Annotated in this window: 18 protein-coding genes; 1 reads left to right on the top strand and 17 read right to left on the bottom strand. The window is 54.6% G+C overall.

Annotation, left to right across the window (positions count from 1 at the left end):
* Positions 1–5: 5 nt before the first annotated feature.
* The 6 genes from BQ5375_RS06455 to BQ5375_RS06430 all read right to left on the bottom strand — a co-directional run bounded on the left by BQ5375_RS06455 (position 6) and on the right by BQ5375_RS06430 (position 4,916).
* Entirely contained in the window at positions 6–797 is a 792-nt protein-coding gene (locus BQ5375_RS06455) for an ABC transporter permease subunit (protein WP_015544018.1), read from the bottom strand.
* Positions 798–806: 9 nt separating this feature from the next.
* Positions 807–1,694 carry an ABC transporter ATP-binding protein gene (locus tag BQ5375_RS06450; protein ID WP_015574139.1) on the bottom strand — a complete coding sequence of 296 codons (888 nt, stop codon included), beginning with the start codon at positions 1,692–1,694 and terminating at the stop codon, positions 807–809.
* Positions 1,691–2,296, bottom strand: coding sequence for a TetR/AcrR family transcriptional regulator (locus tag BQ5375_RS06445; RefSeq protein ID WP_076917617.1), 606 nt, complete (start codon positions 2,294–2,296; stop codon positions 1,691–1,693). The genes BQ5375_RS06450 and BQ5375_RS06445 overlap by 4 nt, the downstream gene beginning before the upstream one ends.
* A 245-nt stretch (positions 2,297–2,541) precedes the next feature.
* On the bottom strand, positions 2,542–3,906 hold the full coding sequence (locus tag BQ5375_RS06440) for a relaxase/mobilization nuclease domain-containing protein (protein WP_071429069.1): 1,365 nt from the start codon (positions 3,904–3,906) through the stop codon (positions 2,542–2,544).
* Between the two features lie 142 nt (positions 3,907–4,048).
* The gene (locus BQ5375_RS06435; protein WP_015544968.1) at positions 4,049–4,336 is read right to left on the bottom strand and encodes a CD1845 family protein; all 288 of its coding nucleotides are present in this window, start codon (positions 4,334–4,336) and stop codon (positions 4,049–4,051) included.
* Between the two features lie 118 nt (positions 4,337–4,454).
* The gene (locus BQ5375_RS06430; RefSeq protein ID WP_015574141.1) at positions 4,455–4,916 is read right to left on the bottom strand and encodes an SLOG family protein; all 462 of its coding nucleotides are present in this window, start codon (positions 4,914–4,916) and stop codon (positions 4,455–4,457) included.
* Positions 4,917–5,035: 119 nt separating this feature from the next.
* Between BQ5375_RS06430 and BQ5375_RS06425 the strand changes: the two genes are divergently transcribed.
* Positions 5,036–5,245: a helix-turn-helix domain-containing protein gene (locus BQ5375_RS06425; protein ID WP_015544970.1), complete on the top strand. Its 210-nt coding sequence runs from the start codon at positions 5,036–5,038 to the stop codon at positions 5,243–5,245.
* Between the two features lie 40 nt (positions 5,246–5,285).
* On the opposite strand, the gene BQ5375_RS06420 is transcribed toward BQ5375_RS06425, so the two are convergent.
* The 11 genes from BQ5375_RS06420 to BQ5375_RS06370 form a co-directional block, all read right to left on the bottom strand.
* Entirely contained in the window at positions 5,286–5,630 is a 345-nt protein-coding gene (locus BQ5375_RS06420; protein WP_022131683.1) for a plasmid mobilization protein, read from the bottom strand.
* Positions 5,627–5,806 carry a DUF4316 domain-containing protein gene (locus BQ5375_RS06415; RefSeq protein ID WP_015544971.1) on the bottom strand — a complete coding sequence of 60 codons (180 nt, stop codon included), beginning with the start codon at positions 5,804–5,806 and terminating at the stop codon, positions 5,627–5,629. Before BQ5375_RS06415 ends, BQ5375_RS06420 begins: the two co-directional genes overlap by 4 nt.
* 10 nt (positions 5,807–5,816) lie before the next feature.
* The gene (locus BQ5375_RS06410; protein ID WP_022131682.1) at positions 5,817–6,167 is read right to left on the bottom strand and encodes a hypothetical protein; all 351 of its coding nucleotides are present in this window, start codon (positions 6,165–6,167) and stop codon (positions 5,817–5,819) included.
* 133 nt (positions 6,168–6,300) lie between these two features.
* A complete protein-coding gene (locus tag BQ5375_RS06405; protein WP_015544972.1) occupies positions 6,301–6,654 on the bottom strand; it encodes a cysteine-rich VLP domain-containing protein in 354 nt (117 codons plus the stop codon).
* A complete protein-coding gene (locus BQ5375_RS06400) occupies positions 6,651–7,388 on the bottom strand; it encodes a DUF4366 domain-containing protein (protein WP_015574142.1) in 738 nt (245 codons plus the stop codon). The genes BQ5375_RS06405 and BQ5375_RS06400 overlap by 4 nt, the downstream gene beginning before the upstream one ends.
* The gene (locus BQ5375_RS06395; RefSeq protein ID WP_015574143.1) at positions 7,385–7,633 is read right to left on the bottom strand and encodes a DUF4315 family protein; all 249 of its coding nucleotides are present in this window, start codon (positions 7,631–7,633) and stop codon (positions 7,385–7,387) included. Before BQ5375_RS06395 ends, BQ5375_RS06400 begins: the two co-directional genes overlap by 4 nt.
* Positions 7,634–7,645: 12 nt before the next feature.
* On the bottom strand, positions 7,646–9,310 hold the full coding sequence (locus tag BQ5375_RS06390; protein ID WP_015574144.1) for a C40 family peptidase: 1,665 nt from the start codon (positions 9,308–9,310) through the stop codon (positions 7,646–7,648).
* On the bottom strand, positions 9,291–11,675 hold the full coding sequence (locus BQ5375_RS06385; protein ID WP_407937709.1) for a VirB4-like conjugal transfer ATPase, CD1110 family: 2,385 nt from the start codon (positions 11,673–11,675) through the stop codon (positions 9,291–9,293). The genes BQ5375_RS06390 and BQ5375_RS06385 overlap by 20 nt, the downstream gene beginning before the upstream one ends.
* On the bottom strand, positions 11,626–11,979 hold the full coding sequence (locus tag BQ5375_RS06380; protein WP_015544973.1) for a PrgI family protein: 354 nt from the start codon (positions 11,977–11,979) through the stop codon (positions 11,626–11,628). Before BQ5375_RS06380 ends, BQ5375_RS06385 begins: the two co-directional genes overlap by 50 nt.
* A 3-nt stretch (positions 11,980–11,982) precedes the next feature.
* Complete coding sequence (locus BQ5375_RS06375; RefSeq protein WP_076918096.1) at positions 11,983–12,546, bottom strand: MT-A70 family methyltransferase; 564 nt, start codon at positions 12,544–12,546, stop codon at positions 11,983–11,985.
* Between the two features lie 4 nt (positions 12,547–12,550).
* Positions 12,551–13,276: a DNA-methyltransferase gene (locus BQ5375_RS06370; protein ID WP_076918095.1), complete on the bottom strand. Its 726-nt coding sequence runs from the start codon at positions 13,274–13,276 to the stop codon at positions 12,551–12,553.
* Positions 13,277–13,279: the final 3 nt, after the last annotated feature.

Raw genomic sequence — 13,279 nt, 5'->3', positions numbered from 1 at the left:
CTCCTTTACACAGCCAACGCAATATCCCGCTTCAAGATTTTCCAGTATGCCAGCAGCGCAAACCCAAACAGCAGGAGCAGATACCAGAGCATATAGTCCCATGAATAAGTTCCAGCATTGTGGATTTCCGCTGGACTGAAAAAAGAAAACGGCGATAAAAAGCCGATTGCCCGGATATTGACAGTCCTCGAAAAAGAAGTGATACAATATTCCACAAACACAACCAATCCGGCTGTCAGAAGTGGGGAACGATTATTGGGGTGAAATATTCCAACCATCAGTCCCAATAGTGCAAAAAAGAGGGAGATGAGAATAAACGAACCTGCCACCAAGAAAAATTCCCCGATGGGAAATCCGAAACGGAACAGAGTCATCGTTAGAAATGAAGTCGCCAGATAAAAAATCCCTGTTACACATATTCCGGCAAGCGCACATAGCAGCTTTCCCATATAAATCTGTTTCCGTCCACAAGGCTTTGTGTATAAGTATTCAGCCGTATTTCCCGTACACTCTTCTGTATGTAACGACAGCCCCAAGTGCATCCCGAAAATCCCCCCTGCAACCATAAAAAAGCCTGTGAGGAACGAGTACATACCAAGTGGCTCCATCAATAGCTCCAGAGAAATACCAACCGTTTCAAAAAAGCCTCCCTGTGTAAATTCCACAGGCAAAGTTTCCACCGTTTCAATCATGCCATAATACACTGGCGTCATGGAGAAGATACAGACCGCAAGAGTTGCGGCCCAAATCAGAATATATTTTCGTTTTCGTTTCCATTCAAATCGAAAAATCAACATAACGACCTCCTATTCGTAGTAGTGGAGGAATACTTCTTCCAATGACGGTTCCTCAATTAAAATATCCTCCAGCTCCAGCCGATGAAGCTGGTTCATAATCATCATAACTGGTCCGCTGAACATAAAGGATACAGAAGTCTTGCTCTTGTCCCACTCTAAATTAGCCGTACCGGGAACAGAAAAGAAATCCTCTGGAATGGCGCTTTTTGCTGTCAGCGAGATTTTCTTGTATCCGTTTTCCCGCAGTTCCTTCATGGATTGAACACTGATCAGCTTCCCCTCCCGCAGAATGGCTACACGGTCACAAAGTCTTTGCACCTCACTCAAAACGTGGGAGGACAGAAAAATGGTCACACCTCGTTTGTTTTCTTCTTTCAGAATATCATAGAAAGCCTGCTGGATGAGCGGGTCAAGGCCACTGGTAGGCTCGTCCATAATCAGCAACTTCGGAGAGGGTAACAGAGCCGACACAATGCCAACTTTTTTCTTGTTCCCTAAAGACAAATCGCCAATTCGCCTGGATAAGTCTAAATTCAACCGCTCCGCTAATTCTTCCATCCGGCTGTGGGCATTCACACCATAGAGTTCTGCTGTGTAGAAAAGCATTTCTTTTACTTTCATATTGTTGTAGTAACAGTTTTCGCTGGGAAGATACCCCACATCCTTTGCGATACGGGCGGGCTCCCGACTACAATCTAACCCAAAGATAGAGGCTCCTCCGTTGGAGGGTTTCAGCAGGCCCATTAGAGTACGGATTGTGGTAGATTTTCCTGCTCCATTGGGGCCAATAAAGCCGAAAACCTCGCCTTGTTCAACAGTAAAGCTAATGTTTTCAATTCCTCGATGTTTTCCATAGCTTTTTGTAAGTTCGTTTAGGACAATTACCGGCTTGCTCATGGCAAATATTCCTCCTTGTAAAAGTTGTGTTTCAACATATCTAGGATGTTTCGAAACTCTTTCATCATGCTGTCATAATCCACTCCACTTTCCAACTGAACGGACATACCCTTTGCAAGCATCATAAGCATCTGAAACACTAATTCTGCATCCTCCGGGTGTCTGAATTTTTTATAATCCCGCTCATGCAGAACAAGCGATGCGATATATTTTTCATTTGCTTCTGAAAATATGGCACTTTTCAATTCAGGCGTTGGTTCCACTGCCACACTTGCAATAAACGACGCAATATGCGGGTGCTTTTTTAAGTTTTCCACTTTCATAACGCTGGCTTCCCATACACGGTCAAAGAAATCCGTAGTTTCCTCCAATGCACTCGTGTTATAGGCTTGCTTCATTTGGGCAGCGCAGTAATCAAATAAATACTGGTAAAGTGTCTGCTTATTTCCAAAATACTGGAATATAGACGCCTTTGAGATACCTGCCGCTACCGCAATATCATTGATTGACGTTTTTTCATATCCATGTCTTGCGAAACAGGCAAGCGCCGCATTACGGATTGTTGCCTGTTTCTCCTGTGAAAGCGCTAAAAATTTTTCCATTACTATTCTGCTCCTTCAAATAACCGAATCGGTTATTTGTATACAGTGTAACATAAATAACCGAATCGGTCAAGACGTTTTGCGCTATTTTGAGAGGAGCGCACAAATGGCAAGCAGGGCAAGTGTAGCCACACTTGCTATTTTTGCATCCCGTGGGGGCTGCAAAAACGCTTGTTGGGGAGCCTCCCCAAACCCGGCACTTTGGGACAAGTTGTCCCGAAGTCTGTTGTCTGCGTCACCGTTGCTTATCGCTCCTGTTCCTTATTTTTGCGCTCGTCCGACAGGCCGAGCAGATGATCGATATTCGCCTTGACCGCCACGGCCTCCCGCATTTCCTGCTGGGCCGCCCGGTACTCGGCATAGAGGGCTTTTTTTCGCGCTGCAAGTTTGCGGCGTTTTTCTTTTAGCGCGTCCATCTTCGGGAGCTTTTCACCGTCCAGCAGCTCATTGAGTGCCGCCTTCGCTGCCCGGTAGTCGGCCAGCTCCGGGCCATGCTCGGCCAGATATTTCTTGCTGTACCGGGCCGCCTTGTACCCCTCGAACACAGGCCGGGACTTGGCGTACTGCACCACAGCCTCCATCAGCGCGGAGGTTTTGGCGAGGTCAGCCTCGGTCTGACGCAGTTCCCCGGCCAGCGCATGAAACCGCTGGGCCGTTCCGTCAGCTTGCGCAGCGAGCTGGTCATACTCGGTGAGCTGGTGCTCCTGCAAAAACATGAGGGCTGCTGCCATCTGTTTGAGGTTATACACCTTGGCCCACCGTTCATAGGCCGGGCCTTTGCCGGAGCGCAGACGCTCCTGTATATCCACAATGAGATTGACACGCCTGGGCGTGGGAGCCGCCGCATCGTGGATATGCGGGACGGGTCGTTTCCCGGCAATCACGGCTCGAATGTTCTCGGGATCGTAACCTTCCCCAAGGGTGGATGCCCGGAGCCGCGTTGCCCGTTCCTGTCCGGGAACAAGGAACGAGATCACACCGCCGCGCCCATGCTTGACCGCATACCCGGACTCCGCCATGAGCCGCAGAAAGTCGGCAAAATCGGCGGGGCCTTTTGCGAGAGCATCGTTGATGGCAAGGCGCAGCCTTTCTTTATAAGAGGGCTGGCGCTCGGCTCCCAGCCATGCCCCATAGTGAAGAAAGCGGCCCTTGCTATGTAGCTTGGGATTGAGGATCACGGACAGGTCATTTTCCAGACACACCCGATCCGAGAGCCGCCGCACAGCGCGGGCCGAGCCGATGAAATCCCGGAACTTCCGGGTACAATCCAGCGAAGTAGAATTGTAGTAAATATGGTTATGGATATGCTGGCGGTCTGTGTGGGTGGCAACGAAAAAGGCGTACTTGCCCTTCGTCCAGCGCATCGCCGTTTCGTAGCCGATGCGATTGGCCTCCTCCGGGGTAATCTCTCCGGGCTTGAACGCCTGCCGGATCTGATAGCACAGCACATCGGCATCCCGGCGCTGCTCCCGGCCCGTGACAGCCCGGTACTTTGCCTTGCTTAACAGGAACTCCGCATCGGCGGTCATGTGGTCGCAGGCATAGGAAGAAATCAACTCGCCACCCTGCGTCTTATCCGGGTTTTGTCCGTATTCAAACCGATCCTTCAGCGATTGCGCGATAGTTTCTCCCTTGCTGATTTTGTGCTTTTTGAGATAGGTCGTTGCCGTAGGCAGCCCTCCTTCCTGTAAGAAAAACGGCGGCTGTGTTCAGCCGCCGTCATGCTACCTTGGGACAAATTGTCCCGAAGTATCAGCCTGTGATGAAGCCCCGCAGAGCAAAGTTGAGATTGTGCAGCTTATCCACCAGCCACTCCGCGATGGCCGGGATGCCATAGGGAGAGATCAGAAACGCAAGGACAAGGAACACGATCCCGCCCAGCGTCTGGCCGCTGATGAACAGGGCCACGGCAAGCAGGGTCAGCACCACACAGGCCACAACGAAAACCGCAGTTGCCATACAGAACAGAAAAGACACCACGGCGGCCAGAACGGTGAGCACCACCACAAAGGGGGCGGCAAGGATTTTCAGAACGATCATAAGCGGCTACCTCCTGTAAAAGTTGATGGGTTTCCTCCTACCAATATTATAACTCCGCCCATATAAGCAAACAAGGATGTCGATGGCCGGGCTACTTTGGGACAAAATGTCCCAAGGATTATATCTCAATGATGCGAATTTCCTTTTCGTTTGCCTGTGCAAAACGAATGGTGTAAAAAGTGCCGCCCGTGGATCTCCCGTCATAAACGGCAATTACCCGATCCGAGGAAAGTACCATGTAGCGGTTGCGTTCATGGTAGCATTGGCGATTGGATTTTTCAGACTGAACATACACGCGATCACAACAAGCAAGCAATTCTTGAAACAAGGGAGATTTAGCATTGATACGGTTTCGATATGGGAGCGCGGCCTCCAACTGCAAACAGCTATTTTGTTTCTTTTCCGCTGCAACTATGGCGGCAAAAGTGAGATCAACACCATCGGCAAACCCGGAGATAAAACGGGTATATCCCGCTGCAATCGCAGCCAGCACTTCTTTCCGTAGTGCTTCTTCCACATACTGCTCCTTGCCGACTGGCACATCACGATGGCCTGTTACACAACAAGTTTTCTCTCCCATTATCCAAACCTCTTTTCTGAAATTGCCCCGCCTTGGTATGGGCAATATTGCCTATCACGCTTTAGGTCAATTATAGGCAATAATGTTTATATAAGCAAGCGTGAAAGGAGGTAGGCCGGATGATCTCATACGCCCCATTGTGGGAAACTATGAAGCGCAAAAATGCAACCACATACACTTTGCAGGTCAAAGGGGAGATCAGTAGCTCCACGGTGCGTAGGCTGAAAGCGAATGAATCCGTTTCTACCAACACGCTGGATGCCCTTTGCAGAATACTTGATTGTGAGCTTGACGACATAATCGCATATTTGCCCGATGAAACAGAATAATGCGGGGAGCAAGGTATAAACCTGTGCTCCCCGCGTTTTGTTATAGCTCCACCACCTCCGACAGCTTTTTAATCAGAACGGACAGCGGCCCCCACAGGTCTGCATAGTCCTTTTGCAGCGCAGCGATCTCCGAGGGGTAGATGCCGTAGGTATTGGCATGGATCGCCACTTGGTTGAGGTTGTTTGCACACCGCCGCTGCAAGGACACCAGCTCCCGCACATCCGCAAGATCAACATGGAGCACATACCCATTGAGGGCCATTTTCCGCATATATGCTCCCATATTTTGAATACCCGCCTCGGCCATGCGCTCATAGATCAGCTCCTGCTCCTCGGGCGTTACCATGACATTGAGATGGACGCAGCGACGGCGCTTTTTCGTCAACGCTCCTCGCGCTCCCTGCTGCGGCGTTTGGGCGGGATCTCCCGCACCTTATCCAGCGGCTTTTCCTCGGGCGGGAGCACCGGGGCCGGGCCGTTGTTCAGAATACCGTCGATCATATTATAGTTCTGCTCGGTGGTGAGTTCCGCGCTTTTCAGCGGGTCATACTTTTCGGGCATAGCGATCCTCCTATCTGTCGCCCCTGTCGGGGGTAGTCTTTTTCGGGGCAGCGCGGCCCCGGTCAGCCTCGGCCAGCTTTGCGGCCTCTTTCATCTGCTGGGCAATCGTGCGGGGCTTGACCTCCTGCACCTTATACATCCGCTTGTAGTCGGCGGCTCGATCCTTGAAATCCTTTTGAGCCGATGCCTCGTCTGCGTGGTAATGGCCCCAATAATAATCCCGCCGCCCGTTCTCTTCGGCAAACTGCCATGTGACAAAGGGAGCCGGGACTTTGGGGTTTCCATGCTCCGCGATGGCAAATCCCCGTTTGTTGTCAAAGAGAACGGACTCGCGGATCACATATCCGGCGTTTTTCTCCACGGTACACCTCCTTCAAAAAGTGGAAAGTATTTTGCGAAAACAGGGGTGGGGTATGAAATGATACACCCCACCCCACAAGCGGCCCCGAAAAGCCTTGATACAGGCGGTTTTTTCGGGCCTAATTTTCCACGGGTCAGCGCCTTGTTTTACGCATATAATCCCGCTTCTGTTTTCGCAGGGCAGTAGCGGAACAGGCCGCAGAGCAATACCGTGTCCGGCCATCCGGGAGGAAAGGTCGCCCACAGATCGGGCAGGGCCGCGTTTCCGGGACCGGGCCTTCGGCGGTCAGCGCCGCCTCCAGCACCGGATCATTGGGCAGAACGGCATCCCGGAAGTAGCGGCAGTAGGCTCCCGTCCAGCATTTCCCCAGCATATAACAGGGGCCGTCCAGCGGTAAGCACCCATACTCCCGATCATAGTTCGCACACAGGGAAAACACCAGCTTGCGGATCGCCCTCTTTTCCTCGCGGGTCAGTTCCCGGCTCATACCTCGTCCTCGTCCCAAGGGGGCGTATCGTCCTCGAGATCGTCAAAGGCATCCAGCTCGTCCCCGTAGTCCTCCTCAACCGCTTCTGTGGCCCGCTGCTGCTTGGGGCGGTAAACCTTGAAATACCAGCCAGCACCGCCGCCCACGGCGGCAATCGCCAAAATGAGCAGGATCGTACCCATATTGCCGTCTGTGTCCTCGGGCTGCTCCGGCTCGGGATCGTCCACAGGCTCGGTGTCCTCCACCGGCTCGGGCTCCACGCCCACGCACTCGGTCATGTTGGTGGCGCATACGGGGCAATCGGTGTTGATGGCCCCGGCCATGCACTTATCCGTACAGGCACAGGCGGGGACTTCCATCCCGGCGGCTTCCATAGCAGCCAGCAGATCGGCCTCGTCCACAATGCTGAAAAAGTATGTTTCGTACTGTTCGCCGTCCTCGTCCACGGGCTTATCGTAGTCAATGACGATATAGAATGTATTGCCGCCGCTGGTCTGGACGGTGATAAACTGCTTGTTGGTGTGCTCGTCATAGAGCAGATCGCGGGTGACAAGGTTGCCCTCGTCAGAAAAGCCTACCCCCGGCTCGGTGGTGGGGGTAGGCTCCTCCAGCCCTTCCCACTGGTCGGTAGGCTCGATGTACTCGTCACCGCCCCCGGCATGGGCCGTCACGGTAAAGCCGCACATGAACACGGCCACGCAGAGCGTCAGTAAAAGAACACGCAGCTTTTTCATTCCGCAGCCACCTCCTCGGACTTCGGGACATTTTGTCCCAAGGTTTTCCCGGCCCGGAGCTGCTGGAGCACCAGCGGCAGCTCCGCGAGAGGGATGCTCATGCCGCGCACGATGTCCACGATCTCGCTGTTTTCAGCCTCCACCTTGCGCTGTTCCAGTTCTTTCAGTTTGGTCTGCTGTTCCGCGATTTTGGCCTTGACCTTTTCGATCTCGGCTTCGATTTTCGCGCTTTTCGTAGTTGCCATAGATAACCTCCTTCACGATAACCGCCCGTAGGCGTAGAAATGAGACTGCCAGTAGCTTGTGTTGAGATTGGCATACCCGATGGGATCGCCACAATGGAGCATCCAGCCATCGCCCACATAGATACCCACATGGGAAACGCCGGGGGTATCATAAGTCCCGGTGAAGAACACCAGATCGCCGGGGCGGGGTGAGCTGGTGCGGCGGCTGATGTTATACAGCCCCTGCGCCCCCAACCGCCCAAAGTCCCAGCCGCATTGATTGTAGACATAGGACACGAAGCCGGAGCAATCAAAGGATGTGCTGGGCTTGTACCCACCCCATACATAGGGATAGCCGATATATTTCTCGGCCTCCTCCAAAATGGCGGCAAAGGTTTCGTCGGCCAAATACGCCTCCGGGATCTCATGCTCCACGGGATCGGCGGTGTACTTTGCCACATAGGGGGACGATGGAAACAGGTCTGGACGGTTGCCCAGCGCCGACATATACAGGGCGTACCGGGAGAGCTGATCCTCGCCCATAATGTAGATGGGCAGATGGGACAGGTTGAAGTTTTCCAGCGTCACGGTGCAAATGTAGTAATCGTAATAGACCCGGTATGTGTCGGTATGGGTGTTGCCCTCTTCGTCCGTCCATGTGTCCGTTTCGAGGTAGTAGCGGCGCTCCGTCACCACCGTTTCCGTCAGAATGTACTGCTTTTCAAAGAGCATTTGCAGCGTTCCCTGTACCTCGTCCACCGTCCACGCCCCTTCGTGTATGGCGCTGATAATAGACAGCAGCACATAGGGATCGTGTTCAATGTCATCCAGCTCAAAGTGGTATTCGTCATAATCGTGAGTGCTTTCGTAGCTGTCCAGATAGTCTTGCAGCTCGGCCTCCAGCCCGCAGTAGGCGGCCTCGGCCCCGCGCAGATCGGCATCCTCGGCGGCATAGGTGGACGCGCCGATGGCCCCCACCACGCCGTTGCCAATCGTCACCGCAGAGGACATACACGACTGCATGAGCACCAGCAGCAGAAAACAGGCAAGGAACAGCAACACCCCCACAGGATGCCGCTTGACAAAGGCCACGGCCCGGGCCGCCAGCTTTTCCGTTGTGACCGCCGTTTTCTCTGCGGCCTTGGCCGTCTGCTTTGCAGCCTCCCGCGCTTGCTTTGCGTATTGCCGCTTGATTTTCTGCTTTTGGATATACCGGGACACCGCGCCGCCCTTTTGCATTTCCGGGTGGGCCTCCACCGTGGCCCGGTACTGATAATCCGCCGTAGCCTTGATGTGCCTGGACTCGGCCTTTTGCACCGCTTTGGCCGGGTGCTCCCGGATTTGCTTTTTTACATACCGGGATGTGGAGCGCAGGGCGGCCTCACCGACCAGCTCGGATCGGTGGGCGCTTTCGGTGCCGACATTCTCATGCTCTACCTCATATAGCTTGCCATGCACATACCCATGAACGGTTGCACCCGCCGCCCGGCCCGCCTTTTTCACGGGGCCGGACTTTTTCGGCGGTTTCTGCTTTGCCAGCTTTTTCTTGGCCTTATCCAGTTGTTCGCCGCGCTTTTCCATACGCAGCTTGGACTCGGCGGTTTGCTCCTGCTGGCTTTTGGCTCTAAACTTGCTTTTGGGGGACTTTGGGACTTTTTGTCCCGAAGTGGCCCCGCCCTTATTCGTCCTTTCGCTCATGGGCCATATCCTCCGGGCGGGTGGTCAGCAGATTGTAAATCTCACCCTTGGGGAAACGATCCACAAACGGGATGGTCACGGAGCCGTAGAACAGCAAACCCTCGCCGGAATTGCTATGGGTGATATAGGAGAGCTGATGCTCGGAAATGCCGAGCTGCTTTGCGAGGATCGCCCGGTCACTTTGGGCCTGTGACAGCAGGATCATAAAGTCGGTGTTATCCAGAATGGCCTCGATTTCCCGGCTTGCCAGCAAGTCCTTCACATTCTGCGTCAGCGCCGAGGGGACGCAGCCCTTTTTACGGAGCATCTTCCACACGGCCACAAAGTAGCTGGCCGTCAGCGGATCGCGGAGCAGAATATGGAACTCATCAAAGTAGCACCAAGTAGCAAGGCCCTCGGCATGGTTGGTGTTGACAGCCGATGTGACAAACTCGTTTGTAATGTGCATGGCGATCTTGCGGAGGTTTTCGCCCATGCCTTTCAGAACGATGCACACCACACGGGCATCCGTCTGGACATTGGTGGGGTGGTTGAACAGGTTGAGGGAGCCTGTGCAGTAGAGCTCCAGCGCCGTTGCCACACGCCGGGCCTCCGGCTCCGGCTGTTTCAGCAGTTCCTCATACAAGTCCTGCAGCAGCGGCATATCCCCGCTACCGATCCCCAGCGCCAGCTCCCGGTAGACCAGCCGCACACAGCGGTCAATGACCGTCTTTTCGATGGGCTGCAAGCCCTCCTTGCCGCCCACGATCAACTCGCACAGGGACAACAGGAAGTCGGCCTTCATGGACAGGGGGCTGTCCTCGTCATTGGTGGATAGCTGGATGTCCATAGGATTGATATGGTTGGGGCTGTCCGGGGCGATCTCGATGACCTGTCCACCCAGCCGCCTCACCAGCGGGGCATATTCGCCCATCGGGTCTACCACCACGATCCTGTCGCTGGTGGCAAGGAACACATTGATCAACTCTCTTTTTGCCGCAAAGGACTTGCCCGATCCCGTGGAGCCGAGGTACATTCCGTTGGCCGATTTCAGCTTTTTGCGGTCAGCCATGATGACATTATGGGAAAGGGCGTTCATGCCGTAGTACAGGGCCTGTCCGTCCATACGCAGCTCACGGGTCATAAAGGGAATAAAGATCGCCGTGGAGCTGGTTGTCATACCGCGCTGGATCTCAATGCCGTTGTACCCCAGCACCAGCGAGGACAGGAAACCCTGCTCCTGCTGCCAGTCCAGTCTTTTCAGAGCGCAGTTGTATTTCTGCGCGATGCCGGACACGGTAAATACATCGTTTTCCAAACGCTGGCGGCTGGGCGCAAGGTTGATGACGGTAAAGGTCAAAAGGAACATTCGCTCGTTGCGGGATTGCAGATCGGCCAGCAGCTCTGCCGCATCCTTGGAAAAGGTAATGAGGTCGGGGGGCAAAATCTCCATATCGTACCCGGCCCGGACAGCCTTTTTCTGTTCCTCGGCCTTCATGCGTCCAATATCGGAGATTTTACCCTTGATGGTTTTAATGGCCTTGAGCTGATCCACCGTCTGAACATGGAGCGTCACCGTCAGCTCGGCATCCAGCTCCAAGATTTCAGCCAGCAGCTTATCCGACATTTCCGACGCCAAAATCTGCAAGTAGGACGCAGCTCCCCAAGACTGGCCCACCCGGAATGTACGGCTCTGCCGGAAGTCGAAGCTGTCCGGGGCAATAAAGTCTTTCGTACCCATGCCAGTTCTGGGAATATCCTTCCACGCAAATCGGAAAGGCTCCCGACTGCCGGGGTGGAGCTGCCCATGCAAGGCGGCCAGCCGATCCCGGCCATCGAGGGGCCGGGACTGTACCCCCAGCCGCTTGAAGTTGCCCATCACATCGGCCTCTACACGATCCAGACGGGGCCGGGCCTCGGCCACGCTGCCAGCGGGCAGACCAAAGGTGATGTATTTGGAGCGTTCAATGCCGTTGTTGCTTTTGGCAATCTGGCCTTTGAGCATATCCACGAACTCGCCCCGGATGCTGTTGAACGCATCCTGCTGGGCCGGGATATTCACCTTGTAACGGTGGGTAGACCGGGAACGCCGATTGACGAAAGAAAGCTGGAACGGCAAGGAACTGTCAAAGTAATTGAGGAATGAGCTCCAGCCGCCAAAGATAGCAGTCTGATCCTCGGTGGACGCAACGGCATAATTGATGTCCTCATATTCCACCGTTTTCGTGTAAAGCCCGCCGGGGAGCTGACAGATGCCGTCCGGGTGCATCGCCACATAGGGGATCGTCTGCTGGGCAGACACCACGGCCCGGCGCTTACTTGCCTTTGGCTTGCTTTTACTTTTTGTTTTCTGCAATAGGCTCCTCCTTTCCTGTGAATGACGCATAGATGTTCTGCGTCTTGTAGGGCCTCACACCGGGCCGCAGAAACCGGGTGTTGAGGATGTTTCGCAGCACCTTTTCAAAGGGCAGCCCGTCTTTTTCATACATGGCCATCATAAAGGCCGGGAGCATGATCACCAGCATGACGAACAGCGCCCCGGTGTTGCCGATGGCACCACGGGAGAGCAGATAGGCCGGGACGCCCACCGCCGCGCCGATGCCGAAACAGACAAGCTGGCGTTTGGTGAGGTTAAAGGCGATTTTCGTTTTGATTTTGGATAGGTCGTTGGGGACATTTACATAGGGCATCCGTCACACTCCTTCCTTGGGACAAATTGTCCCGAAGTCCCGGATTGTCGGCTCCACCTCGTTGCCCCATACATCCCAGCCGGGCGGGGTCTGACGGGCGAACAGCTCCACACGGGGCAGATCGCCCATGAGGGAAATAATTTTGTCCCTCGTTTCGTCCGGCTTTTTGCTATGGGCCTCGATGGGAGAAATGATAAACTGGTGGACATCGGCGGCCTGCCGTTTGGGGTGGCCCCGTGTGGCAAGCAGACAGATCTCCGCGTTGCCCCGCGTCCAGAAACCCAGCCCATAAAACCAGCTATCGGCCTTCTTGTTCTTTTTCAGCCACACAAAGGCCACGGATTTATAGTTGAAGCCCCACGCCTTAATGAGCCGCAGGGCCTCCGGGAGCTGCGGGAATGTTGCCCACATGAAAAGTGCGCTGTCCGGGGCCGCAATCTCGGCCACAGGCAGCGCACATAACTCGTCTATGCTCATGGTGGGGTAATGGTTTTCAGCCGCCCCCTGTACCTTGCTCCGCTGGTACTGCCAAGGGGGATCGGCATAGATGATGGAATATCCTCCGATATTGTCACACTCCTTTCCCGCCCCCGGCCACGGCCAGCCGCGCCTGTTCAATGCGTTCCACGGCGGGGCCGTAGAACACGGGGGCATTTTCAAAGCAGATGAAGCGGCGGCCTGTGTTCAGCGCGGCAACGGCAGTTGTGCCGGAGCCGGCGCAGATGTCAGCCACCACCTCGCCCTCGTTGGTATAGGTCTGAATGAGGTACTCGCACAGCTCCACAGGCTTTTGTGTGGGGTGGATCGTGTGCGACACCGTAGGCACAAAAAGGACGTTGCTGGGATAGCGTCGCCCATCGCTGGACTCGGTGCCGACCCGTTCAAACTTGCCATAGTTGGGACTGCTCCCGCTTCGGGCATGGGTTTTGCGGTACGGCTCCCCATAGGTGAACTGCGGATTATATACCGGGGGCTTTTGGTAGAACACCAAAATGTTCTCGGACTTTTTCAGCGGGGCGCGGTTGGCATTGAGAAAGCCTGTTCCGCGCTCTTTGTACCATATCCACTCATAGCGGAGCATGGCAAGGTTGGATGCCCCCAGCACCTTATCATAGGGGCATTGGGAAAACAGCAGCACCGCGCCGTCCGGCTTGACCGCCCAGCGCACCGCCTCCCAAAACTCGATCAGCGGCAGCGGCACATCCCAATAGTTCCGGGTCGTGCCGTATGGGGGATCGGTCAAAAGCATATCCACCGAATGACGGGGCAAGGAGCGCAAGCCCTCGATCCCGTCCATAAG

Origin of the sequence: Negativibacillus massiliensis (assembly GCF_900148495.1) — a bacterium.
Lineage (GTDB): Bacteria > Bacillota > Clostridia > Oscillospirales > Ruminococcaceae > Negativibacillus > Negativibacillus massiliensis.
This window is presented reverse-complemented; position numbering and strand designations above follow the sequence as displayed.